Genomic DNA, 24,695 nt, shown 5'->3' with positions numbered 1-24,695 from the left:
CGTGAATACTGTGCGCACATCTTCAACCGTCGACAAGCCAACAGCAATCAACTTGATTGTTGGCATGACGCTGTGGATGAGTCTCAGTGTGTTAGTGGTGCAATTATTCACCGTTGACGCTGGCTTTAGTTTCGCTCAACTGTACCGCTTGCTCGCTATTTCCGGATTGAGCGCAACAATATGGCATTTTGTGTTCTTCTGGCTAGGTGAGCGTGCGATGCAAGCTCGCTTTATCTATCTCAGTACGGCTGCGTTATTGTTACCAACTATTGCCATGATCTGGCTGCTAATGAATCCGCCATTGTCATACACCGCACTGCAATGGCTGGCCGCTGCCTGTGGCTTTGGTGGGGCACAATTTATTGCATTTACCCGCAACGACAAAATTGATCAAACCGGTCTGGGCTGGACACTTGCGGTAAACGCGGGTATCGCCGGTGTCGGTATTGTGGTTGCTCAGGCGGCCATACCATTTCTTTCTAGCCTCAATTTATTTGGGGCTACACCTTGGTTCACAGCGCATGGAAGCGGCGACATCGTTGGGGTTATTGCCCCCGGTGCGCCGCTTTATTTAGCCAACATTGGTTGGCTAATTGTTGCGGCAATAGTATTGGCGACGATTACTTGGCAAGTTGCCAGACCCTCTACGACAGAGTCAACGCCACCACTTGGAAGTTTAACGAATCGGACACATTACCGCACTATTTTGCGCAATAAACATACGTGGTTAATGACACTCTTTTACCTGATGGCTTTTGGCTCGTTTATCGGCTTCACCATTACTTTTCCGCTGAGTCTACAAACCTTTAGTGCAACCTATGCGCCAAGTGCGTTGACATACGCGTGGATTGGTCCACTACTGGGCGTGTTAGCGCGTCCGTTTGGCGGCTGGTTAGCGGATTTATTTGGCGGAGCGAAAGTCACTTTGTGGTGCGCACTGGTACTCACACTGAGTTGCGTTGTGGCGGGCGTAATTACCTATCAGGCGAGCCAGAGCCCGTTACCAGAGCAGTGGTTTCTTGGGTATTTATTGGTATTTTTAGTGATTTTCATTGCTACCGGTGCTGCGAGTAGCGCAATCTTCCGAAGCGTGAGTGTGGTGCTGCCATTCGAACAGTTACCACTGACGCTGCGCTGGCTAACTGCAGTCGCAACGGCGGGCGCCGCTTATATTCCTGCACTCTGGTACATTAATAGTACCCATGCCACACCAGGCATTGCGCTGTTTGTTTTCGCTGCTTTCTATCTGTTGTGCGCAGTATTGGTCAGCGTGATGTATCTGCGGAACCAAAGCGAGTTTTACAACCCATAATGTTAAGCCGGATAGGGCTCGCTTTGGCGTTCCAAAATGTACTGAGGCGTGAATTCAAAATACACGCCGGTACCACCCACATCACGGCGCTGAATTGAAATAATCCCACCTAAATGACGGCTACGTTCTTGCATAATCGCTAAACCGTAATGGTTCATTTTCTCGGCATTTTCTGGAATACCAATACCGTTATCTTCAATGCTCAGGTGAATTTTCTCCTGGTCATCTTGCGATAATCGCACCACCACATCTGAGCCTTGGCTATGGTGAATGGTATTTTGGCAAGCTTCACGAATAATTTGCAGCAAGTGGATTTCTTCGTGCGGCACCAGTGGCGTATTCTCCAACTGGTAATCTAAGCGGAAAGTAATATCCGACTGCTCGCCAAATTGTTGCATGGTTGTTTGTAGCGCATGCAGCAAACCGGCGCCATCCACTTTTAAGCGGAAGGTGGTCAACAGTTCGCGCAGTTGACGGTAAGCTGCATTCAAGCCTTCTTTCAACTCTTCAGCGACATCTTCAATCACTTCACGATTATCTTTTTCAATGGCTTTGTTCAGACGCGTCACCTGAATTTTTAAATAAGACAGGGCTTGCGCTAACGAATCATGTAACTCACGGGCAATCACCGTACGCTCTTGAATAAGCGCTAAACGCCGTACCTGCTCCTCTTCTTGTTTCAAACTGAGAGCTACTGCCAGCTGGTCAGCAACCGATTGAATTAGCTGTTGCTGCCAATCGTTGAGTTGTTCTGATAACGGACAGCGTGCCACGAGCACACCATAACTGTGATCTTCACGCTCAATGGCAAAGCGATAAATACGCTGATTGTCCTGGATTGAAACACCGGCACCGGCATTCACACACTGGCTACAGTCGACGCCTTCACAAGGGTCAAATGGTGCGCCGATAGGTTGTACCTGCAGATAAGGCTTGTTACCAGCTTCGGTGATTAAGCAAAGCTCAATATCATCCACTTCGGATGCTTGTTTTAAGCCATTCACAATTTCGGTGAAATCGTGATAACCCGGCGAATGCTCAATAATCATGCGTGCGGTGTCGTACAAAAATTGCAGACGAATATTTGATTTTTGAATGGCTTGAGTCTGCTCGTCCACGCGCTTTTCAAGGTTGCCATACATAAAGCCAATGGCTTCATTCATTTTATTTAAAGTACCCGCCAATACGCCGAGCTCGTCGCGCATCGGATGTTTAACGCGCGCAGTAAAGTCACCTTGGCCAATGCGGCGTGCCGCTTGGGTTAACACTTCTAACGGATAGCGAACACGCGTGCGTAACCAATAAAAAATAACAAACGCTAAGCCAATGCTGGCAAATAAACTCAAAACCTGAATGGAGCGAATCGAGCGAATACGAGTTTCAGCATCTTGCTGAATGGCCGTGACAAACGCATTGATTTGATCAATTTGTGGTTCAATTTCATTCATTAAGCGGTTGGCTGGAATCTCGCCGCTTTCGACGCGCTGCTGAAACCCTTGCCAACTGGCTTGGGTTGTTCGATACAATTCGGTGAGAGCACTTTGCTCATGCTGAAAGCGATTGAACACACTGTGATGCCAGCTTTCGTTGAGTGCCTGTGCAACCGTCGCAGCTTTTTCGGGCGAGTGCATGACATGCCAACTGTACTGATAGGCTTGATAGCGCAGTGACCCCGCAACATTAATAGCTAACGCATCGTGGTCGGCTTTTTCTGACAGCCAATAGGAAGCCAAGAGCGTCAAGATAGTTAATCCCACCATGGCACTGAGAGCGATTCCGATACGTGTAACAATTGAAAATTTATTCATAACACCTGCATTGTTGCGGTTTGCGCTTGCGACTGTATAGTTTAACGCCAAACGTTCTGATGTGCGAATACGGAGTTGCAAATGGAACATGAGTTTTGGCATGAACGCTGGCAGAAGCGGGAAATCGGCTTTCATCGCCGTGATGTCCACCCGTTGTTAACGGCTCAAATCCAATCAGTTGCTCAAACTGGCTCAACAATTTTTGTGCCATTGTGTGGCAAGTCGCTCGATATGCAATGGCTGCTTCAGCAAGGCTATCAGGTCATTGGTATCGAACTGAGCGAGGTGGCAATTCAAGAATTTTTCACTGAGCATAACTTGCCGTATCGAACCAGCCGAGAAGGCCCTTTCACAGCGTATCGCGCAGAGGGTATCTGCATTTATCAAGGCGACTTCTTTGACCTGAGCGAAGCGCATTTGCAAACAGTGGCAGCATGGTACGATCGTGCGGCCATGGTGGCGTTACCGCCCGCAATCAGAACCAAATACATCGACCATTTACAACATATATTACCATCAGCAGCCAACGGTTTATTAGTGATGGTTGAATACCCAGAAGGTTATTGGAAAGGCCCACCGTTCGCCATACATACCGACGAAATACGAACAAGCTATCAGGATAATTACGCTATTGAAGTATTGCCATTACTGCCGGGCTTCACCCTTGGCGGCGATGCGAATGTTACGGAGCGTGGTTATCTGTTGTCACCGAAGTACAAGGCTTAAAACAAGCAAAAAAAAGCCCGAGACGGTTGGGAGGTCTCGGGCTAACATCACCGTGGGGTTACCACGGACAACAACACAAGTTGTTACTTCACAGTGACAGGTTTCGCGTCAACTTCAGCTTCTTGCTTGCCGAACAGGCCAATGACAACCTGATAAGCAACCGCAAGACCACCGATGATAAACACCACGTCACCAACAGTACGAATCCAACGTAAGCTTTCTAGCAATGGTTGTTGCATGAACTCTTCGCTACGTGCGTACCATAAGCCTTCAGATGCCGATGCGAAGAACTGAATGAAGCCAATTGGTAACAAGCTAGTGAACAGCATCATGCACAGACCAATGTTCATCCACCAGAAAGCGGTTTTCATGATCTTGTCGTTGAACGCGAAGTTCGGACGAATGTAGCGCAAGATAAGCAGCACGAAACCAATCGCTAAGAAACCATACACCCCGAACAATGCTGCGTGAGCGTGAGTCGGTGTGGTGTTCAAGCCTTGAATGTAGTACAGCGCAATGGGTGGGTTAATCATGAAGCCCAATACGCCGGCACCCAAGAAGTTCCAGAATGCGACTGCAACAAAGCACATGAGAGGCCACTTGATGCGTTGCATCCAGTCAGCACGTTTCTGCAAGCTCCAGTTTTCCCAAGCTTCGTAGCCAAGTACAACCAATGGTACTACTTCAAGCGCAGAGAAAGTCGCGCCGACAGCCATAATTGGCGTCGTAGTACCTGAGAAGTACAAGTGGTGGAAAGTACCTGGTACGCCACCAAGCATGAACAATGATGCTGAAGCCAATGAGGCTGCAGTTGCCATGCGGCGTGATACTAAGCCCATGCTGTGGAAGATGAATGCTAACGCTGCAGTTGCGAATACTTCGAAGAAGCCTTCTACCCACAGGTGAACAATCCACCAGCGCCAGTATTCCATGATTGAGATGTGAGTACGTTCGCCGTAGAAGAAGCCAGCGCCGTAGAACAAGCCAATCGCGACGACTGATGCAGTTAATAGAGCCAACAAGTTCTTGTCGCCAGGTTGTTTGAATGCGCCAATAACGCCACGCAACATCAAACCTAACCAGAACACGATGCCGGTGAACTTACCAATTTGCCAGAGACGGCCTAAATCAACGTACTCATAACCTTGGTGTCCTAACCAGAAGCTAAGATTCTCAGGCATGATTTGCGCAATAGCTAAGTAGTTACCAATGAACGAGCCAGCCACAACCACAACCAGTGCCCAGAACAAGATGTCGACACCCAGTTTTTGGAATTTCGGATCTTTACCACCGTTGATGATTGGTGCTAGGAACAAACCTGCAGCCAAGAAGCCGGTTGCAATCCAGAATAGTGCGGCCTGAATGTGCCAAGTACGTACCAATGAGTACGGGAACCACTGCGATACGTTGATACCATAGAATTCTTGGCCTTCAACAGTGTAGTGTGCGGTGAAACCACCTAAGAAAATTTGCACAATGAACAATGCCATCACTAAGAACAAGTATTTACCCAGTGCTTTTTGTGATGGGGTTAAGTTGACCAAGCTAATCGGGTCTTTTTTCGGTGCTTCAGGCTCTTCTTCGTCATGTTCACGTAAGAATGCCCACGCCCAAATTAAGCCACCAACGCCAGCAATTAACAAGATAATTGAAACTAACGACCAAATCAGGTTCTCTGCGCTTGGTTTGTTATCAATTAACGGCTCGTGTGGCCAGTTGTTGGTATAAGTCACGTCGCTATCAGGACGCTCAGTAGCAGCGGCCCAAGCAGTCCAGAAGAAGAACTGCGTCATGACTTCGCGGCGTTCTGCGCTTGGCAACGTGTTTTCTTTCATTGCATAGCTTTCACGGGTACTACGCAGTGACAGGTCATCGCTGAATAAACGGCTGTAGTACTCAGCAGTTTGTGCAATTGCTTCAGCACGAACGGCATCAACCGTTAAAGTGTCAGTTTCAGCGTTGTACTGTGGATTACGATAGGCTTGCTTTAACTCGAACTGCAGCGCGTTTTGTTGTGCTTCAGTTAAGTTTTCATAGCTTTGGCCGTAGGTGTTTTGCGCGGTAATTTCTAACCATGCTAACAACTCGCGGTGTAACCAGTCTGCTGTCCAGTCTGGTGCTTGATACGCACCGTGACCCCAAATTGAGCCAAGTTGCATACCACCGACTGATTGCCATGCAGTTTGGCCATCAAGAATCGTCTCTTCCGTCATCAGTACTTGACCCGATTCGGTCACGACTTGATCAGGAATAGGCGGAGCGACACGGTAAACTTCTTTACCGAAATAACCGAGGACACCAAAGGTAATCGCCAAAATGGCAATTAGTATCCACCATAATTTTTTATAACCGGCCATTTGGCACCTCCGGCTGTTGATGTTGTTGCATTGTTGATTCTCCCTTTAATCACGTTTGCGCTGTGTTACGAATGGGTTGCGCACACGTCGATTGTCTAGCAAGCCCCGTGCCAAGTTTTATCTCACTGAAAAAGCACGGTTATTTAATTTAACTGGGTTAAATCAACCCAATTCTTCAGCGGTCAATTCAACCGCCTCGGTAGAAATTACCCGCGTATAGAATGGCAGAGCCCTAGTCCATAAGAAATTGAGCTAAAGGGGTAAAGCAAAGGTTTGTTTGGGGTATACCCATTGGAGGTAGTTTTATTGATCTAGATCAAAGCAGCTTTGTGTGTCGAGACTATGCTGAAACACAATATATGGTGATTTATAAATAACCTTACACAATATATAGGTATTTCATGTTGCGATACAGTGCTGAACAGGTGGTATTTCAGGAGGTTCCTGGAGAGGTTTCCCTTGCCTATACCATCACCGGCTGTCCAGTGGGATGCAAAGGGTGCCACAGCGTCGATAGTTGGCCAGTGGGTAGTGGTGAGGCGCTAACTACCGACTACTTCGCGACGCGTTTGGCACAGTATCGCAACCTGATTACCTGTGTTTTGTTTCTCGGCGGCGAGTGGCAACCCGATGCCCTTATTGAGTTGCTGAAAATGACCCGCGACGCCGGCCTCGAAACGTGTTTATACACCGGTTATGACGATGTGTCGCTAGCAATGAAACAACACTTGACCTACCTCAAAACGGGGCCATGGATTGCGGAGCTTGGTGGCCTAGATAGCCCCACCACCAACCAGAAGTTTTACGACTTACGCAATCAGCAACGACTGAATTGCCGGTTTATTACGACGTAGCCGGCTATAAATAATAAATAAATGGAGAGGAACAATGCTGCGCTTACACCCTGAACAAGTTGACGCGAAAATGGATTTCATCAAGCAGTACTTAGCTGCACAAAACGCTGCTGATGGTTCGAAAATGGATGCCAATGCCAACGTCACCCAAAAGAACATTGCGACCCTTGAAGCGGAATTAATGAAAGACTTTTTTGTGCAAGTGAACCGCAAACAAGTCAGTACCAAAATTGGCGAACTGTTTGGTGATGATTTGGCTCATGAGTATATCCGTCAAATTGAAGATCACGAGATTTACGTGCACGACGAAACCAGTTTGAAGCCTTACTGTGTGTCGGTCACCATGTATCCGTTTTTGCGTGATGGCTTGACGAAACTCGGCGGTGAGTCAAAAGCACCGAAACATCTCGAAAGTTTCTGCGGTACTTTTGTAAACTTTGTTTTTGCGGTCAGTTTCTCAATTTGCTGGCGCCGTAGCCACCGTTGAGTTCTTGGCTTATTTCGACCATTTTGCCCGCCGTGATTATGGCGATAACTACCTTGAAACCCATCGCCATGAAATTGAAAATCACCTGCAACACGTGGTTTACGCATTGAATCAGCCTGCTGCCGCACGTGGCTACCAAAGTGTATTTTGGAATATTTCTGTATACGACCAACACTACTTTGACAGTATGTTTGGTGACTTCGTATTTCCTGACTTCACTAAGAGTAGCTGGGAATCTGTGAGTAAACTGCAAGACTTCTTCTTGCACTGGTTTAACGAAGAACGCAAGAAAACCATCTTAACCTTCCCGGTAGTCACTGTGGCTATGCTTACCGAAGAAGGCCAGTGCAAAGACCAGCAGTTTGCACGCCATATTGCGCATGAGCTTGCCGACGGGAATTCGTTTTTTGTGTATTTATCACCCAATGCAGATTCGCTCGCCTCATGCTGTCGCTTGCGTAGCGAAATTGCCGACAATACCTTTAGTTACACATTGGGTGCTGGCGGTGTAGCAACTGGCTCTATCAACGTCATTACCATTAATATGAACCGTTTGGTGCAAGATGGTCGCGATTTGAACACCGAAATTGAGAAAATTCATAAGTACCAAGTGGCTTATCGTCGCATTATGGAAGAGTACAAAGATGCAGGCTTGCTCACCGTCTACGATGCCGGCTTTATTTCGCTTGATAAGCAGTTCTTGACTATCGGTATCAACGGCATGGTTGAAGCTGCGGAGTCACAAGGCTTGGTAGCGAGTAACAACCGCGACTACATTGAGTTTGTGCAACGTCATTTGAAAGTCATTTACGATGCCAACAAACGGGCGAAGCAAGACTACGGTTATATGTTCAACACCGAATTTGTGCCGGCAGAGAACCTTGGCGTGAAAAATGCGAAGTGGGACCGAGAAGATGGCTACTTTGTGCCACGAGACTGCTACAACTCGTATTTCTATGTGGTTGAAGATGAGCAAACCAACTCATTGGATAAATTTATCATGCACGGTAACGAGTTAATTGAATTCTTGGATGGTGGCTCAGCATTACATTTAAATCTTGACGAAAAGCTCAATGAAGATGGTTATTTGTCGATGCTGAATATTGCCGCAACCACAGGCTGCAACTACTTCTGTATCAACGTGAAAATCACCATCTGTAATGACTGCGAGCACATCGATAAACGCACCTTATGCGAGTGTTCATCATGTGGTTCAGAAGACGTGGATTATGGGACGCGTGTGATTGGTTATTTGAAACGGGTGTCGGCATTTAGCTCAGGACGTCGCAAAGAACATCAAGCGCGCCACTACCATCGTAAACAGCACGACACCAGTATTGCTGGCGCTCGAGCGCAAGCGAACGCACTGAAGCAGGCGAGTTAAGCCTGCTTCAACTCAGCATGTAAATCAGCGCTGCGTTACACCACTTTGGAGTAACGTGGCGCTGTTGCTGCATCATCTAAATAAGCATCAAAACAGGCACAGATACTACGCACCCACAGGCGGCCTAATGGTGTCACAGTTAAGCGTTGATCGTTTAACTCAACCAGATTATCTTCCACAAAAGGAGCCAATTTTCGCTTAGAATCGGCGAAATAAGACCAAAAATCGTCGATATTCCATTCTTTTAAGAACGCTTCAATGTCGAGATCAAAGTGGCAAATCACTTGTGAAATCAATGCCGCACGTAAGCGATCATCGTCGTTTAACTCAAAGCCTTTCACAATCGGCAAAGTACCGTTATCAATGGCTTTGTAATAAGACGGTAGCTCTTTTACATTTTGCCAGAGTACACCGTCAATTTGGCTAATTGAGGAGGCACCAATACCCAACAGCGCATCTTGTCCAGACGTGGTGTAGCCCTGGAAGTTTCGCTGCAGCTCACCACGCTGTTGCGCCTGTGCCAGGGTATCGTCGGTTTTAGCGAAGTGATCCATGCCAATGAACTGATAGCCAGCTTCGGTGAACTTCGTAATACCCAACTGCAGTAATTCCAATTTAATTGGTGCGGTTGGCAAGCTCGACTCGTCAATTTTCCGCTGCCCAGCAAAACGCGATGGCAAGTGAGCATAGCTAAACAGTGACACGCGGTCAGGGTTCAGCTCAATCACTTGGTCAATCGATGCCGCGAAAGTTTCAGGCCGTTGATACGGCAAACCATAGATTAAATCGAGATTAATTGAGCGAAAGCCAAGCTCTTTGCTTAGTGCCACTTGGTGCTTGATCATGTCGGTGTCTTGCACGCGGTTGATGGCAATTTGAACCTTGGTATCAAAATCTTGTACGCCATAGCTGACGCGATCAAAGCCGAGGTGACGCAAGTGACGCAGCTTGTCATCGCTACAGCTACGCGGATCAATTTCGATTGACCACTCTGCGTTGTCGGTAAAACTGAAATGCTCGTGCAGCAAGTCCATTAAGCGTGACAATTGTGTTTCGCTTAAGAACGTTGGGGTGCCGCCGCCCATGTGCACCGATTCAAATTTACGATCACCTAATAAGGCTTTGTACATCGCCATTTCTTTCGCCAAGTAATCTAAATAAATGTCAGCTTTATGCTGATGGCGGGTGATGACTTTGTTACAACCGCAGTAATAGCAAAGCTTAATACAGAACGGTAAATGGATGTATAAGCTCAATTCTTTTGGGGCGTTGGCAAGTGTGCGCACCATCGAACTCAATGGAAACTGATTGTGTAGCGCTAATGCGGTCGGGTACGACGTATAGCGTGGTCCATTGATGTTGTACTTATCGATGAGCTCTTGGCTCCAAACAATTTGGTTTGCGTGATTGGTCATGCGAACACCCCGTGGGGAAACCCCTTACTGATGAATAACTGAGCGCAGTTTATATGATGCGGATCAAAAATTTGATACACCTGAAGGGGTATAAGCGACCCGAGCCTCGGCGGAATTTAGCGCAGCTCGGGCTTTGCCAGAATGAGGGTTGCGGTCTCTTGAGTGGCTCGATAGAGCGTGCCGGGAAGGCGACCCTCAAGCTCAATAGTATCGAGTAAGTTCTTTACCGATAAACCTAATTCGGTGTCGCCCTTGATCAGCAGTTTGCGCCGGAAGAACAAGGTGTCTGGGTCGACTTGACCACTCATCAGCAATACCAACGAGGCGCTATTGCCACGCATGGTTACCGCAGCTAGTTGTGGCTTCACGGACACTTTCAGGCGCATGGTATGCGGGTTGGCAACGGCAGTGACATAGAACACTAAGCTGAGATCGGGAACCTCAATTTGTACCCATTGATTGACTAAAAACCGGAGTTTTTGCTGTTGTAATTCTGGCTTTAACACATGGTTCAACATTGCTCCTAACACCTGTTCTGACAAGGGTTTTGGCACAATATGCAAGGCCGTATTTAAACCTTTTATAAGCTGCTGCCAGTGATCTACTACTTTGGGGATAACCATAAGTTGCCGTCCATTAATGTCCCGTAAAATTTTCATCGGATTATAATACTCATTACGAATGCATGTTTATCGACGGGATCAATAATTATGGAACTTCTGTGTCCGGCTGGCAGTATGCCAGCGTTAAAAGCGGCCATTGAGCACGGCGCCGACGCGGTCTATGTCGGCCTTAAAGATGAAACCAACGCGCGCCATTTCGCGGGGTTAAACCTTGATCAGGCTGGGCTCACCGAAGCGGCTCGTTATGTGCACCAACATGGCAAGAAGCTTCACGTCGCGATTAATACGTTTGCCCATGCGGATACTTTTGAAAACTGGCGTCGCGCTGTCGATATGGCGGTCAAAGCTGGCGCCGATGTGCTGATATTAGCTGATATGGCGGTATTAGCGTATGCCGCTGATCGGTATCCGAAAGTCGAACTGCACTTATCGGTACAAGCGTCTGCAACCAATGCAGCAGCGATTGAGTTTTATAAACAGTTTGGCGTGAGTCGAGTGGTTTTACCGCGCGTACTATCCATGAATCAAGTAAGAGCGATAGCGAGAACGACCGATATTGAGCTGGAAGTGTTCGCTTTCGGTAGCTTGTGCATCATGGCTGAAGGGCGCTGTTATTTAAGCTCATATATGACCGGTGAATCGCCAAACACCGCCGGTGCCTGCTCGCCTGCTAAGTATGTGCGCTGGGATGAAGCAGACGATGGCACGTTAGAGTCACGCCTCAACAATATACTGATTGACCGTTTTGCTCCCAATGAAACTGCTGGTTATCCAACACTATGCAAAGGTCGATTTAAGGTTGGTGATGACACTTACCATGCTTTAGAAGAGCCAACTAGTCTGAATACGCTTAGTTTACTGCCCGAGTTGTACAAAGAAGGTATTGCGTCGCTGAAAATTGAGGGGCGTCAACGGAGCCCGGCATACGTTGCGCAAATTACCCAAGTTTGGCGACAAGCGATTGATGCCGTGATGGCAAACCCAGAGCAGTTTGCGGTTCAAGAACAGTGGGATCATGTTTTGGCAGGGCTTTCTGAGGGCAGTCAAACCACCCTTGGTGCCTACCACCGGAAATGGAAGTAATTATGAAATTTTCACTTGGAGCAATTCAGTACTTTTGGCCCAAACAAGTGGTTGAGAACTTTTATCAACAGGCAGCCGACTCGTCTGTGGATATCGTTTATTTAGGTGAAACCGTTTGCAGCAAACGCCGTGAGCTGAAATTTGATGATTACATGGCGATTGCACATATGTTGCGCGAGGCGGGCAAGCAAGTCTGTTTATCAACCATGACCTTGTTAGAGGCACCATCGGAACTGCGTGAGCTTCGCAAATACTGCGACAACGGTGAGTTTTTAGTAGAGGCTAATGATGTTGGCGCCATTCCTTACTTGCAAGAACACAAAGTACCCTTCGTTGCGGGCGCTGCCATTAACTGCTACAACCAACATACATTACGGAAATTGATGAGCTTAGGCATGAGCCGTTGGGTGATGCCGGTTGAGTTATCGCGCGAGTGGCTGGCGAAATTACTGCAGCAACCCATGGTGCACGATGTACGTGACTGCTTTGAAGTGGAGATATTCGCATTAGGGCATATGCCATTGGCTTGGTCAGGGCGTTGTTTTACCGCGCGCTCAGAAAACCGCCCGAAAGATCAGTGCGAACTGGTTTGCATTAATTATCCAGAAGGGCGTCCGGTCAGCAGTCAAGAAGGCCAACAAGTGTTTGTACTCAACGGTATTCAAACGCAGTCAGGTAGTCGCTACAACCTGGTCAATCAACTTCCCAATATGGATGGGCTAGTGGATGTCGTGCGGTTAAGCCCACAGTTAGTGGGAACCTTTGACTGGCTTGAGAAGTTTCGTGCCAACGTGGCTGGTGGAGCGCCGCAGAAGTTGGATAAAAATGATAGCAATGGCTATTGGTTGGCCCTTGCGGGGCTTGTACAACAGCTCGATTAAAGCTCGCAAATGCTGAAACAAATAGGGAGAGCTCATGTTACAAATTACCGATTTACAGGTTGAACAAAAGATGTGGCCATTGTTGCGCCAAGCATTTCGCCCGATGTTTTTGTTCGGTGCCAGTTTCAGTGCCATTGCGATGTTGCTGTGGATACTAGTGCTTGGCGGGCAAATCTCGTTGCCAGTTTATGGGCAAGTGATGTTTTGGCATGCCCATGAAATGATTTTTGGTTTTGTCGCCGCCATTGTCGTTGGTTTCTTACTTACCGCAGTGCAAAACTGGACTGGGCTGCGCGCCACACATGGCCGAGCTCTAGGTATTTTGACCACCGTTTGGTTACTGGGTCGCTTGTTGATGTTGTTTGGTGCCGGCCTACCGGTATGGCTGGTTGCAGCAGTCGACTTGTTATTCTTGCCATTGGCGGCGGTTTTACTCGCAGTGCCGCTAATTCAAGTCAAGCAACAGCGTAACTTGTTCTTTGTGCCTGTGCTGTTCTTACTCACATTTTGTAATGCCCTCATGCACTACGGGTTAGTCAGTGATCGGTTCGACCTGCAGCAGTTAGGTAGTCAAAACGCCGTTTGGCTGGTCACCTTATTGATGGCCATTGTTGGTGGGCGGGTGCTACCGATGTTTACCGCTAACGGCACCATGACGCAAAAAGCGCAACCGATTGAGTGGCTCGATCGCATTGGCCTTGGCAGTTTATGGCTGATTTTTATCCTCAACATCACTTTGTTTAGTGCGCAATTACCAGACGCTGTGATGGCTGCTTTGTGCGGCATTAGCGCTGTTGCACTAGGTATTCGTTGCTTCCGCTGGCGCATTTGGATAACCCTGCGCGTACCATTGCTATGGTCGTTGCATATTGCTTATTGGTTTATTCCTGTTGGCCTTGCGCTGTTTGCGTTACGTGAGTTGGGGGTGACTAGTATAACCAATTCCATCGCGCTACATGCACTAACCGCTGGCGCAATGGGGAACATGATTTTGGCGATGATTGCGCGCGTTTCTCTGGGCCACAGTGGTCGTCCATTGCAGCCTAAGCCGATTATGTCACTGGCGTTTTTACTGGTGATTTCAGCGGCATTATCGCGTGTTGTGCTGACTTGGTTGGTGCCTGATTTGGCGATGTCATGGTTAGTCTTTGCAGCGGCGGCATGGATAATTGCTTATAGCATGTACGTAGTGGTGTATTTGCCTATTCTAACAACACCACGCCCAGATGGGCGTCCAGGCTAATCTGATTTAGTTGCGGTGGTTGGCTCTGCTTCAGGACGCAACCAGAGCCATACCGCAACAGTTGCCATAATTCCAATCACAGCGAATTTAACGGCAAACGGTGCCGGGCTAAAGCCAAGCATTATCGCACTACCTCCCATCATGACTGACGCAATCACTTTGGGTTGACGTTTGACCACACCGTATTTACGCCAAGCAATAATTTGTGGCCCGTATTTAGGGTGTGCCAATAGCTTTTGTTCAAGTACCGGCCACCCTTTGCCGCCTGCCCATGCGGCAACAAGCAAAAACGGTACGGTCGGCATAATCGGTAGCAATAGCCCAATGACTCCGAGTAGCAACGCCAAAATTGCAATGGTGCGCCACAACAAAATGCGCAAAATGACCCTCATAAAATACCGACCCTGTTATGGTTCTGAATCTCTTACCGAGAACTGAGCTTATTTCAGCCCTAAGCGGCTGGCTAGCTTGTGTAAGTTGCTCGGATCAAGGTCTAGTATACGAGCTGCTTGCGTCCATTTATAGTCGGTATGCTCAAGCGCTTGCTGAATCAGTTCACGCTGAACAGTTTGTACGGCATTCTTTAAATTTAGCGAACCGACATCTAAGGTGCCATTGGCTTTAGGTAGTGGCAGATCTTGAGCGCCTACGGCTTGAACCACCGCGGTAGGTAAATCGAGAAGCTCGGCATCAATACTCACAATGTCATCACGTCGCGCACCCAAGCTTAATGCCTTGATAGCGGCACGACTGATAGTGTGCTCTAGCTCACGCACGTTACCCGGCCAATCATAACGCTGCAATGCTTGCTCTGCGGTTGGCGACAAACGCAGTGCGCGAACGCCTAAGCGTGCACGGTTGAGCTCAAGGAAGTGACCAGCCAGCACCGAAATATCATCTTGGCGGTCGCGCAGTGGCGGAATCGGTAGCGGATATACCGACAAACGATGGTATAAATCTGCACGGAAGTCGCCAGACTTAATTTGTTGCTTTAAGTCACGATTGGTCGCCGCCACAATTCGAACATTGACCTTGTGTGAGCTATCACTACCAAGACGCTGAATTTCACCGTTTTGTAGCACACGTAATAACTTGGCTTGTATGGCTAATGGTAGTTCACCAACCTCGTCTAAGAAAATGGTACCGCCATCGGCGCTGTCAAAGCGCCCAGCGCGCTCGCCGGTTGCTCCAGAATAGGCGCCGCGAGTATGTCCAAACAATTCACTCTCGGCTAAAGTTTCCGGTAGTGCGGCGCAGTTCACGTACACCAGTGGTTTATGGTTTCGAGGTGACAAACGGTGTAACTGTCGCGCAAATAACTCTTTACCGACACCGGTTTCGCCGAGCAGCAATACCGGCAAATCAGAGCCAGCAACCACTTCTAATTCTTGCAGTACCGTCATCAACGCGGCGCTGCGACCAATAATTTCTTGGCTATCTGTGCCGTTACTTGTTAGTGAGTATTCACTGTCGCGACGATTGTTACGTAGCGCTCGGATGTTTTGCTCAATTAAGCCCATACGAATGGCGGCTTCTACTAATAAGCTCGCGCGTTGTAATGCCTGCATGGTGCTGTTATCAAAGGTACCAGGTGTGAGTGCATCCAGTGTGAGTACGCCCCAGCACTTGCCTTCAATATAGAGGCTGATGCCCATGCAATCATGCACGGCAAGGTGACCATCTGGGCTGTCTTCAATTAACCCATCGTATGGATCAGGCAAACTGCTATCCGGTTCGAACCGAACGGTTTCACGACTACTTAGAATACGCTCAAGGCGCGGGTGTTGTTGCACTAGAAAACGACGGCCAAGCGCTTCGCGAGCCAAGCCAATACTGGCAATAGGACGCAACATATCTTGGTCGTGTTTGAGTATCACGACGGCACCACAATGAAAATGCGTGCGCAGTGTTTTTACGACTTTTTCCAAGCGAATGACCGCTGGTAAATCAGTCACTAAATCGGCAATTAGTGTTTCAAGTAAGGAGACATCATGCATGGTAAAAACAACCCTTTTAGGCCTGAATGACCCGAATTTCATTGGGTTTAATTTACCATTGCAGAAAAAAACTCGATATAAATCAAAGTGGGTAGTTTTGGCATCGAAATTGCACCAGTTAAGGGGTAAATACGCTCAATTGCGCTGCTTGCAGCGACTAAATATTAGCTAGGAGAAGTTTTATGACGACCCAAACCGTTCATAGTGAGGCACTTGCCGTATACCAAGCCATGCCAAAGAAAGCGCTAACCGAATTCATGGTGGAGCATTTTCATGAAAAACATCGTGCGCAATTGCCTGACTTAATTAACTTGGCGCGCAAAATTGAAGATGTTCACAACGATCACAGCGATTGCCCAGCTGGCTTAGCCGAACACTTACAAGCGATGTACCAAGAGCTTGAAAGCCACATGATGAAAGAAGAGCAAATTCTGTTCCCAATGCTTGCCGGCGGTATTTATCCACAAGGCCCAATTGCAGTGATGGAAGAAGAGCATGATCAACATGAGCAAATGATTGCCCAACTGCTTGAGTTAACGAACCAATGTAACGCACCACGTGGTGCTTGTGGCAGCTGGATCATGTTGTATGAAGGCATTAATGAATTTATCAGCGACCTACACCAACACATCGCCATCGAAAATAGCGTGTTGTTTAAGAAAGCTGAAGAAGCAGGGAAAGGCCACCATGGCAACGGCCACTGCTGTGGCGGTTGCCAATAGGCTAGAAGACTTACTGAGCCAACTCGCGCAAGCGGGTTGGTTCAATCACGTTAACTAGTTTGTTCTGTACGTCAATTACCCCTTCTAATTGCAACGCAGATAAAATGCGGCTGATGGTTTCAACCGACAAGCCAAGGTAATTGCCAATGTCCGCCCGAGTCATGGTCAATCGGAATGAGCGACTTGATAGGCCACGCTCTTTAAAGCGGTCGGCAAGCGTAACTAAAAAGTGAGCTAAGCGTTGTTGTGCTGAGCGGTTATTGAGTGTGCCGAGTAACTGCTTGCTAGTAAAAATTTCACCGCTCATCAAGCGCCACATCTGGCGACGTAAACCTGGCATTTGTTCCGCAAGATCATCTAATGAACTCACCGGAATTTCGCACAACATGCTGGTTTCAAGTGCTTGGGTGTAACTCCGATGTTCGCTGTTGGCAAGTGCATCAAAGCCAATCAAATCACCCGGCAGATGAAAGTCGATAATTTGCTCAATGCCATTGTCATCAATGGTATATGACTTAAGTGAACCGCTGCGAACCGCGTACAAAAACTTCAGCGGTGTGCCCGCATTGACTAACACGTCGCGCTTGTGAATCGGTTTATGGCGCTGAATGATTGTATCCAAGCGAGCCATACCATCTTGATCCAGTTGATACGGTAAACATAGCGCTGCCATGCTGCAATTTTGACAATGAATGTGTGAAGTCATATTCGCCATAACGTTTTCCTGATGCAGATCAAAATCAAATATCAATGCATGCAGTATACGCAGTCCGGCTACAAATTAACCTTGCGCTGAAGGAGTACCCTCGAGATCCCTCTCAAGGGGTAGATCGGATTAATTTTCGGGGCTGAGGTTTTCTTTGACTTCAAGCGCATTGAAACTGTAATCAGTATCTGGACGTGCTCCTTTACCCAGTTTGATTTCAACAATACTTTCAATGTCACTCGATTCGCGACCACCAATATGAATACCAGCGCTATACGTATCGCGTGGATAATGTGTGGTCGTGCACGAGATTAAACCGCAGCGCGTCACCATATCGTGAGAGCTGGTATAACCAATGCTCGATTCGGGGCTCACACGCTCGCGGTCAATGAGCGTTTCACGGTGTGTGACCACAAACCAGTCGTAGCCATTTTCCAAGGTTACTTCAGCGGCACGAAGCAGTGCATAATCCATCGCTTTGGTTTTGTCAGAGCCACGCGCCTTAAAACTCACGCGGTACTGCGTATCCGAAATTTTAGTTTCTTGGTAGCCATAGCCGGAGCCTTCCGCTTTGCGATAATCAGGCTGTGAGCTACAACCAACAAGTACTAGGCTTAGTAATGTGAACAACATAATATTCAGTGTTTTCATGGTCGTTCTCCTTTGGTTTTAATGCTGCTTGTTGTTTTTCGAAGTCGAATTCCAAGCAGCGTTAAGTGTTTCTTGCTCTTGCGCTGGCGTTAACGGCGCCGATTGCATCATCTGGTCCAGAACTGGGTCCAGCATGTGTTTGTCAGTCGCCGTCTGATAGCCTCCTGACTGTGATTGAGTTGCAACTTCCAGACTCGCTACCTGCTGCCAAGCACCGTTACGGCGGCACTGAATAGCCGTGGTAGTCGTTTGCTGTTGGGTTAGTTCATACTGGCGACAATAATCCCCTTGGTTATCTACAAAAGTTAACTGGCCGGTAAACGTCGCATTGTTAGCAAGCGCATATGGTTTACCACTTGGCTGTGTTTCTAGCGCCACGGCAATCGCGGTGTCGGCGGTGCCAGTTGTTGGTGCCAATGTCCACGAGCCCAACCCAAAACCGATCATTAACGCAACGCTAGCCGCAACCGCAACATGCTCTTGAACGGTGTTCTTTAACATCTTCCAGCGGCTCAGTGACACCACATTGGTTGGCTCATCGGTTTCTTCAAGCAGCTTGTAAACTCGCGCTGGTATAGCTTGTGAATTCAGCGCATCAACCCGCTCGCGAACTTGTAAATCTGCCATGGCGAGTGCCGCTAGGCGTTCAGCGAGCTTTTCGTCATGTTCGAGCTGTGCACGAACAACCTCGGTTTCAGCTGCGTCGAGTTCATTGTCTAAGAATGCTGATAGCATTTCGTCATTAATGAACATAAGGAGCCCCTCCTTGATTGCTGGCGCTGTCGGCGATTTGTGTGTGTTGCAATAATTCAGCTAATTTAGCGCGAGCGCGAGCCAATCGGCTCATAATGGTACCAGTCGGCACCTCAAGAATTTCAGCAGCTTCGCGATAACTTAGACCTTGTATAGCAACTAAGGCAATTGCTTCACGCTGCTCGTTCGGGAGTTGTTCGATTGCCGCGTCCACTTGATTTAATTCAAGTTGATTATGAATACGCTGCACATCGTCGGCGCTGGTGGACTCTTGCAACTGTTCGTTGTGTACAGCATTTTCACGAACTTTACGCGCCCGGTGCTCATCAATCCACGCATTACGGCATACTTTAAATGCCCAAGCGATAAGCTCAGCATTGTCTGGCACTGAACGTGTTAGCAGGCGCTCGACCGTGGTCTGCAATAAGTCATCGGCGTCTGCAACATTGCCACATAGCGATAAGGCAAAGCGCCGCAAGGCTGGCAGTATTGTGCTAATTTGTTGTTTCAAGTTTGCAGTTGTCATCGTTCTATCCAAGTTGACTGAAATGAAAGTATTCGTCTCATTCTGTGTTAATTTGGTAACGAGCTATGTCGCATATTTATTCCATCAATATGGAATTTTTTTTGCTAGAAACCGTTAATGGTGTACACACCTGTCACGCAGCACGAGGTACAACATAATGACTATTAAACTAGCACGTAATTTCGCACAGCGATGCCTTACCTTAACCTTGTTAACGTTGATTTTACCAACAACAGGGTTAACGCAAGTGCTTGATAATCCAGTGCAGCCTGTTCTTCAAGACGTTCAGCGCACCACTGACCGAGTGCGCGATCAAGTACAACAACGCGTCCAAGAAAATTTGCATCAGCGTGTACCTGAGGCGGTGCAAAACCTCCATCAAGGGGTTGTGACTGTCACCAATGACAACTTAAAGCGGTTGCCGGTACTTGGCGCGAACAATCAAGAGTTATTTGCCGAGGTGACACTCGATGACGGCACGCGTGTGCTTGAGCGCGAATGGCTGGTGGTTGCCTCAACTGAAGCCGAGGACGTGTTGCGAGGTATGGGCGCACAGTTACTTGCCAAGCAGCAACTGGGAGCGGTTGGTATGACGGTATTGCGATTTAAAGTGCCAGCTGAATTTAATGATGAAGCACTGTTGCGTCGTGAGCTACCTAAAGCTGCAGCGGCATCCTTAGTGCGTCATTTTGTTTATGACACGCAAAGCATGGCAGCTGTCAAAGGCTCCACACAAGCTGCTCAGCAGCGCTGGTGCGAGGCTCCGGTTACCATTGGTATGATTGATACCGCGGTTGACGTTGCGCACCCAGTCTTCGCTAATAAACCGATTGTGCAGAAAGGCTTTTTAGCGGACGGTGTGGCGCAGCCTACGGCGCATGGTACCGCTGTAGCTGGCCTTTTGCTTGGCTCGCATGACGATTATGTGAGCCTAACTCCTCAAGCTAAACTCTACAGCGCAGCCATTTTTCATCGCCATAATGCCATGCAGCAAGGTGCTGCGTTGCTACCTTTGTTAGAAGCATTGAACTGGCTAGCGGAACAACAGGTTCGCGTGATCAATATGTCGTTAACTGGGCCAGGCAATGCACTGTTAGAGCAAGCTGTGATGCGTCTTTCTGAACAAAATATTCTACTTGTTGCAGCAGCCGGTAATGATGGGCCAGCGGCCCCTGCTAATTACCCAGCAGCTTACAACGAGGTGATTGCAGTGACGGCAGTTGATACGAATCGCGGTATTTATCGGTGGGCCAATCAAGGCAATTTCGTAGAGTTTTCTGCTCGTGGCGTGCAGGTTAAAACGGCACGACGCGATGGCCAAGTTGGCTATGAAACTGGTACTTCGATGGCTGCACCAGTTGTTACTGCGGCGGCTGCGTGTGTATGGCATGAGAATCCACAGCACAGCGCTACTGAAGTACGAAAGTTACTTCAGCAGCGCGTGATCGATCTTGGTGAAAAAGGTCGTGATTCAATTTTCGGATTCGGCCTTTTAACTGAGCAATAAAAAACCAAATTAGAAGGTGTAGCTCAACCGAATGCCGGCCAGCGTCTCATCATAGTCGACATCGGCAAAGTTAGATTGGTTATCCACATACTCAATAGATGGCGTAAACTTAAAACCTGAAGTCAATGGAATATCCCATTGTGCACGTGCGGTCAAACGTTGTTCTTCGCGTGTCGAACCATCGAGAATTTGCATTGGTGCCAGGTAATCACGTTGCTGCCATTGCAGATGAATTTGCCAAGTATGTTCGCCGCCCCAGCCTGAGGTCTGAGACTGCCAGGTTAAGCGGTACTGCGGCTCTTGGTAACTTAGCTCAGGATTCGTTGCGGTTTCATCATGGTAGGTATAGCCGAGCATGACGAAACTCTTTGCCGAGGGCGTGAACCAATACACGTCGCCGACAATAGCCTCAGCAGTCGCGTTACGATCAGGCACTTGGTTGAACGATTTTTCGATGTTTTGCACGGCAACGCGTGTGTACCAACGCGTTCCCCACAACCGCGCAAGATAAAGCGCATCTTGTTGGTAATCCATAAAAGCTTGGTCAGCTAAATCTGCCGTAGCATCGTGACGACTCACGCCGACGGTGATTTCGCTAAAATCGTATGACAAATCGCCATGAATGGTGGTAATGGCCAAATCAAATTCATCTTGCGATTGATACAGCGTTTCACTGTGGTTAACGCCGGTATTCAAGTTTAAGTTGGCCCACGGATTCCATTTCAGCGATACACTACCTTTGAGTTGCACGGCCTGATCGGATTCATTCGTGGTGGTATCGAGTTCGCGCACCGTCACATTACTATCGTACAAATATCCTGCTTCAAGCTTACCTTGCCAGCTAAAGCGTTGCTCGTCGGCAATGGCAACATTCAGCAACATAGATGGCAATAAACTCGCGGTGGTGATACTGAGAATAAACGTTGATGTTTTCATGATCATTCCTCCGATTAAAATATGGAGCTAGCGCAAGGCTAGCTCCATGTCTTCAGGGTCAATCCGGTGTGCTTAGTTACCAATGTTGCCGCGAATGGTATTGCGTACCGCAGCATCAACGGTCGACTCCACTGAGCTATTAATGGTGTCATTGACACTATCAGTAACGGCAGCTTCAGAAGCGGTTTCAACAGCACCTGAAACAGTTGACGACACAGTGTCATTCACTGTAGCGGTAACAGCACCCGCAGTTTGTTGTGCAACATTTGCTGTTGCATCTACTGTGCTAACCACGTCAGATTGCAAGCCATTTACGGTTTCAAGTGACGCATCGGCTTGACCTGATAAGTTTTGCTCAGCATCAGCCAGCAACTCACCGCTGGTTTCCGCACTCTCTTCTGCTTGCTCGTCTTCCGGTTGTTCACCTTCTGCCGGCGCATCATCTTCCATAGATGGCTGCGGTGTTTGTGCCGAGGCACTTGCATTCGCATTGGCAGAAACTTGAGTAGTCGCATCAGCGCGATTGTTTTCAGCCTCAACCGACGTTGATTGCTGTGCTGCAATAGACGCATTTGCGCTTACTGAAGCGTCTTGTGCGAAAGCCGCACCTGAAGATAAAGCAAGTGATAAAGCGATTACGTTTAGGTTAAATACGGTTTTCATAATGATTCCTCCGTTATGTCGTAATGACACTTCGATAACGGCGGGACAACGCAAGTTATTCCGCGGTCATTTGTAAAGGTGGTGCAAAGGGCGTTCGATTGCTTTGTTGATGATTGTGTCTATTGCCGATAAAATGCGCGCCGACCCACAAGGAGCATATTTTGGACGCATTTCTCACTTCAACTCTCACTGTTGCCCTCGCTGAAATCGGCGATAAAACGCAATTGTTAAGCTTATTTTTAGCGGCACGGTATCGTCAAAAATGGTCGATAATTGCGGGTATCTTTGTCGCCACGGTACTGAATCATTTTGTGTCTGCGTGGTTTGGGAGTTGGATTGTCGGTGTGCTACCCGAGGATATCGCTACCTATATTGTTTCCGCCTGCTTTATTGCGGTGGGCTTGTGGGTGCTGATTCCTGATAAACCTGATAACGACGAGCATAATGAAGTGCGCAAGTACGGCGCTTTCATCGCGACCACCGTGTTGTTTTTCATTGCCGAAATTGGTGACAAAACGCAGGTAGCAACCATTGTGCTTGGTGCGCAGTACACCAGTGTTGTTGCAGTAACTTTAGGTACAACGCTTGGCATGATGGTCGCGAACGTGCCGGTGGTATTACTCGGTGGTAAGTTAATGCAAAAATTACCGCTCGATTTGGCTCGTTATATCGCCTCGGCGGTGTTTATTATTCTTGGTGTTATCGCTCTATTTTGGTAATACCAGATTAACGTCAAAAAACTTCGCAATGATCACAAAAATGGGTGAAATTTAATCTATAGTTGAACGCACATGTACCAATACAACTGGAGGTGTGCGATGCCCCGTCTTGAAGATAAAGTTGCCATTATTACCGGCGGTGCCGCTGGCATCGGCCTAGCTACCGCGGCACTATTTTTGCGTGAAGGCGCGAAAGTTTGCCTTGTTGACTTACATCAGTCTGATTTGGATTCCGCCGAACAAGAGCTCGGCCATGCTGAACGTGTGTATAGCGTCGCTGCCGACGTATCGAACGAAACCGACGTACAAAAGTTTATTCAAGCCACAATAGCTCATTTCGGACGCCTCGATGTGTTGGTGAATAACGCTGGTATTGAATGCAAACCGGCAATGGTTCACGAACAAACAGCTGAGCACTTTGATCGCGTGATAGCGGTGAACGTTCGTGGCGTTTTTCTTGGTATGAAATATGCGTTACCTCACCTACTAAAGGCCAAGTCAGGAAGCATAATTAACATGTCATCAGTGGCTGGGCTAGACGGCTTTGGCAACATGAGCCCTTATGTTGCATCAAAACATGCGGTAGTTGGCTTAACCAAATCGGCCGCACTTGAAGCTGCGCCATTTGGTGTGCGTGTTAACTCAGTACACCCGTCACCAATTCATACCCGCATGATGCGAGCTATTGAAGAGGCAATGAATCCGGGTCACGCGAAAGAAGTGCAAAGTCAATTTGAACAAATCATTCCAATGCAGCATTATGGTGAGCCGATAGACGTTGCGAACTTAGTGTTGTTTTTGGCGTCTGAAGAAAGTGCATTTATCACTGGTTGCCAATATCGCGTCGACGGCGGCATGGGCGCCAGTTAAATTCGTTATTCGATAATCGTTATTCGTTACTCGAAAAAGCAAACCACGAATAACCGATAAGGAACAACGAATAACGAGTTACGAGGTTTATGTTGCGATTTGGTGCTGACAAAAAACGAGCTTATACCGCCCTCATGGCGGTATTTTGCGTGCTGTTTTTGTGTTGGGGCCAACAAAGTGGTTGGGTAGCGGCAAGCTGCCCGCAGTCGCAGCATCATAACCAAGCTAGTACGGCTGGTGATATCAATAACACGGTGGTGGTGGCCGAGTGCGATAGCTCATCGCAATTATTGCAACAAGCGCACTTTAATATTTTGGATGGTGGCGCTGCGGTATCGTTATTTGTCGGCATTACCTTACTGATTATTATCCGCCACTTTTTTGTTGGCTATGCACAGGCGCCGCCAAGTTATCGGCGACGTCGTCCCCACCTTCTATTTTGTGTATTCAATGAATAACACAGACATCAATT

The 24,695-nt window shown here is 48.0% G+C and carries 23 protein-coding genes and 1 pseudogene; 12 read left to right on the top strand and 12 right to left on the bottom strand.

Annotation, left to right across the window (positions count from 1 at the left end; all coding sequences use genetic code 11):
- Position 1 precedes the first annotated feature (1 nt).
- Positions 2–1,312, top strand: coding sequence for a hypothetical protein (locus D3795_RS08235; RefSeq protein ID WP_156267803.1), 1,311 nt, complete (start codon positions 2–4; stop codon positions 1,310–1,312).
- Positions 1,313–1,314: 2 nt separating this feature from the next.
- Here the strand turns inward: D3795_RS08235 and D3795_RS08230 are convergent, their stop codons facing one another.
- A complete protein-coding gene (locus tag D3795_RS08230; protein ID WP_156267801.1) occupies positions 1,315–3,120 on the bottom strand; it encodes a histidine kinase in 1,806 nt (601 codons plus the stop codon).
- Between the two features lie 81 nt (positions 3,121–3,201).
- Between D3795_RS08230 and tmpT the strand changes: the two genes are divergently transcribed.
- Positions 3,202–3,846 (top strand): thiopurine S-methyltransferase, encoded by a 645-nt coding sequence (tmpT, locus tag D3795_RS08225; RefSeq protein ID WP_156267799.1) that lies wholly within the window; start codon positions 3,202–3,204, stop codon positions 3,844–3,846.
- Positions 3,847–3,929: 83 nt separating this feature from the next.
- Here tmpT and D3795_RS08220 read toward each other — a convergent pair whose 3' ends face one another.
- Complete coding sequence (locus D3795_RS08220; protein ID WP_156267797.1) at positions 3,930–6,203, bottom strand: nitric-oxide reductase large subunit; 2,274 nt, start codon at positions 6,201–6,203, stop codon at positions 3,930–3,932.
- Between the two features lie 401 nt (positions 6,204–6,604).
- On the opposite strand from D3795_RS08220, the gene nrdG reads away from it, so the two are divergent.
- Both nrdG and nrdD read left to right on the top strand, forming a co-directional pair.
- Complete coding sequence (gene nrdG / locus D3795_RS08215; protein ID WP_156267795.1) at positions 6,605–7,057, top strand: anaerobic ribonucleoside-triphosphate reductase activating protein; 453 nt, start codon at positions 6,605–6,607, stop codon at positions 7,055–7,057.
- A 34-nt stretch (positions 7,058–7,091) separates the two neighbouring features.
- A pseudogene (gene nrdD / locus D3795_RS08210) lies at positions 7,092–8,928 on the top strand (anaerobic ribonucleoside-triphosphate reductase).
- 35 nt (positions 8,929–8,963) lie between these two features.
- On the opposite strand, the gene hemN reads toward nrdD, so the two are convergent.
- Together hemN and ubiT are read right to left on the bottom strand one after the other, a co-directional pair.
- Positions 8,964–10,343 (bottom strand): oxygen-independent coproporphyrinogen III oxidase, encoded by a 1,380-nt coding sequence (gene hemN, locus D3795_RS08205; protein ID WP_156267793.1) that lies wholly within the window; start codon positions 10,341–10,343, stop codon positions 8,964–8,966.
- Positions 10,344–10,459: 116 nt separating this feature from the next.
- Positions 10,460–11,002, bottom strand: a complete 543-nt coding sequence (gene ubiT / locus D3795_RS08200) for a ubiquinone anaerobic biosynthesis accessory factor UbiT (RefSeq protein ID WP_156267791.1) — start codon at positions 11,000–11,002, stop codon at positions 10,460–10,462.
- Positions 11,003–11,053: 51 nt separating this feature from the next.
- Between ubiT and ubiU the strand changes: the two genes are divergently transcribed.
- From ubiU to D3795_RS08185, 3 genes are read left to right on the top strand one after another with little or no spacing between them, the layout of a single operon-like run.
- Positions 11,054–12,049 (top strand): ubiquinone anaerobic biosynthesis protein UbiU, encoded by a 996-nt coding sequence (gene ubiU, locus D3795_RS08195; RefSeq protein WP_092857495.1) that lies wholly within the window; start codon positions 11,054–11,056, stop codon positions 12,047–12,049.
- A gap of 2 nt (positions 12,050–12,051) precedes the next feature.
- On the top strand, positions 12,052–12,930 hold the full coding sequence (locus tag D3795_RS08190; RefSeq protein ID WP_156267789.1) for a U32 family peptidase: 879 nt from the start codon (positions 12,052–12,054) through the stop codon (positions 12,928–12,930).
- Positions 12,931–12,964: 34 nt separating this feature from the next.
- Positions 12,965–14,173 (top strand): NnrS family protein, encoded by a 1,209-nt coding sequence (locus tag D3795_RS08185; protein ID WP_156267787.1) that lies wholly within the window; start codon positions 12,965–12,967, stop codon positions 14,171–14,173.
- Here the strand turns inward: D3795_RS08185 and D3795_RS08180 are convergent.
- Together D3795_RS08180 and norR are read right to left on the bottom strand one after the other, a co-directional pair.
- A complete protein-coding gene (locus D3795_RS08180) occupies positions 14,170–14,565 on the bottom strand; it encodes a YbaN family protein (RefSeq protein WP_156267785.1) in 396 nt (131 codons plus the stop codon). The genes D3795_RS08185 and D3795_RS08180 overlap by 4 nt on opposite strands.
- Before the next feature lie 48 nt (positions 14,566–14,613).
- Positions 14,614–16,170 carry a nitric oxide reductase transcriptional regulator NorR gene (norR, locus tag D3795_RS08175; RefSeq protein ID WP_156267783.1) on the bottom strand — a complete coding sequence of 519 codons (1,557 nt, stop codon included), beginning with the start codon at positions 16,168–16,170 and terminating at the stop codon, positions 14,614–14,616.
- Positions 16,171–16,352: 182 nt separating this feature from the next.
- Here norR and D3795_RS08170 point away from each other — a divergent pair, with 182 nt between their 5' ends.
- The gene (locus D3795_RS08170) at positions 16,353–16,892 is read left to right on the top strand and encodes a hemerythrin domain-containing protein (protein WP_156267781.1); all 540 of its coding nucleotides are present in this window, start codon (positions 16,353–16,355) and stop codon (positions 16,890–16,892) included.
- A 10-nt stretch (positions 16,893–16,902) separates the two neighbouring features.
- On the opposite strand, the gene fnr is transcribed toward D3795_RS08170, so the two are convergent.
- The 4 genes from fnr to D3795_RS08150 form a co-directional block, all read right to left on the bottom strand.
- Positions 16,903–17,607: a fumarate/nitrate reduction transcriptional regulator Fnr gene (fnr, locus tag D3795_RS08165; RefSeq protein ID WP_310942440.1), complete on the bottom strand. Its 705-nt coding sequence runs from the start codon at positions 17,605–17,607 to the stop codon at positions 16,903–16,905.
- Between the two features lie 120 nt (positions 17,608–17,727).
- Positions 17,728–18,249, bottom strand: coding sequence for a CC0125/CC1285 family lipoprotein (locus tag D3795_RS08160; RefSeq protein WP_156267779.1), 522 nt, complete (start codon positions 18,247–18,249; stop codon positions 17,728–17,730).
- A gap of 18 nt (positions 18,250–18,267) precedes the next feature.
- Positions 18,268–19,002, bottom strand: a complete 735-nt coding sequence (locus tag D3795_RS08155) for an anti-sigma factor family protein (protein ID WP_156267777.1) — start codon at positions 19,000–19,002, stop codon at positions 18,268–18,270.
- Complete coding sequence (locus D3795_RS08150; protein ID WP_310942439.1) at positions 18,992–19,528, bottom strand: RNA polymerase sigma factor; 537 nt, start codon at positions 19,526–19,528, stop codon at positions 18,992–18,994. The genes D3795_RS08155 and D3795_RS08150 overlap by 11 nt, the downstream gene beginning before the upstream one ends.
- A 157-nt stretch (positions 19,529–19,685) precedes the next feature.
- On the opposite strand from D3795_RS08150, the gene D3795_RS08145 reads away from it, so the two are divergent.
- Complete coding sequence (locus tag D3795_RS08145; protein ID WP_156267775.1) at positions 19,686–21,035, top strand: S8 family serine peptidase; 1,350 nt, start codon at positions 19,686–19,688, stop codon at positions 21,033–21,035.
- 9 nt (positions 21,036–21,044) lie between these two features.
- Here D3795_RS08145 and D3795_RS08140 read toward each other — a convergent pair whose 3' ends face one another.
- Complete coding sequence (locus D3795_RS08140; protein ID WP_173021008.1) at positions 21,045–21,971, bottom strand: surface lipoprotein assembly modifier; 927 nt, start codon at positions 21,969–21,971, stop codon at positions 21,045–21,047.
- Between the two features lie 72 nt (positions 21,972–22,043).
- Positions 22,044–22,634, bottom strand: a complete 591-nt coding sequence (locus D3795_RS08135) for a hypothetical protein (RefSeq protein WP_156267771.1) — start codon at positions 22,632–22,634, stop codon at positions 22,044–22,046.
- Positions 22,635–22,795: 161 nt separating this feature from the next.
- Between D3795_RS08135 and D3795_RS08130 the strand changes: the two genes are divergently transcribed.
- The 3 genes from D3795_RS08130 (at position 22,796) to D3795_RS08120 (ending at position 24,681) form a co-directional block, all read left to right on the top strand.
- Positions 22,796–23,353, top strand: a complete 558-nt coding sequence (locus D3795_RS08130) for a TMEM165/GDT1 family protein (protein WP_156267769.1) — start codon at positions 22,796–22,798, stop codon at positions 23,351–23,353.
- A gap of 99 nt (positions 23,354–23,452) precedes the next feature.
- Positions 23,453–24,223 carry an SDR family NAD(P)-dependent oxidoreductase gene (locus tag D3795_RS08125; protein ID WP_156267767.1) on the top strand — a complete coding sequence of 257 codons (771 nt, stop codon included), beginning with the start codon at positions 23,453–23,455 and terminating at the stop codon, positions 24,221–24,223.
- A gap of 89 nt (positions 24,224–24,312) precedes the next feature.
- Positions 24,313–24,681 carry a hypothetical protein gene (locus tag D3795_RS08120; RefSeq protein WP_156267765.1) on the top strand — a complete coding sequence of 123 codons (369 nt, stop codon included), beginning with the start codon at positions 24,313–24,315 and terminating at the stop codon, positions 24,679–24,681.
- Positions 24,682–24,695 lie beyond the last annotated feature (14 nt).

This window comes from Pseudidiomarina andamanensis (genome assembly GCF_009734345.1).
GTDB classification, from domain to species: domain Bacteria; phylum Pseudomonadota; class Gammaproteobacteria; order Enterobacterales; family Alteromonadaceae; genus Pseudidiomarina; species Pseudidiomarina andamanensis.
This window is presented reverse-complemented; position numbering and strand designations above follow the sequence as displayed.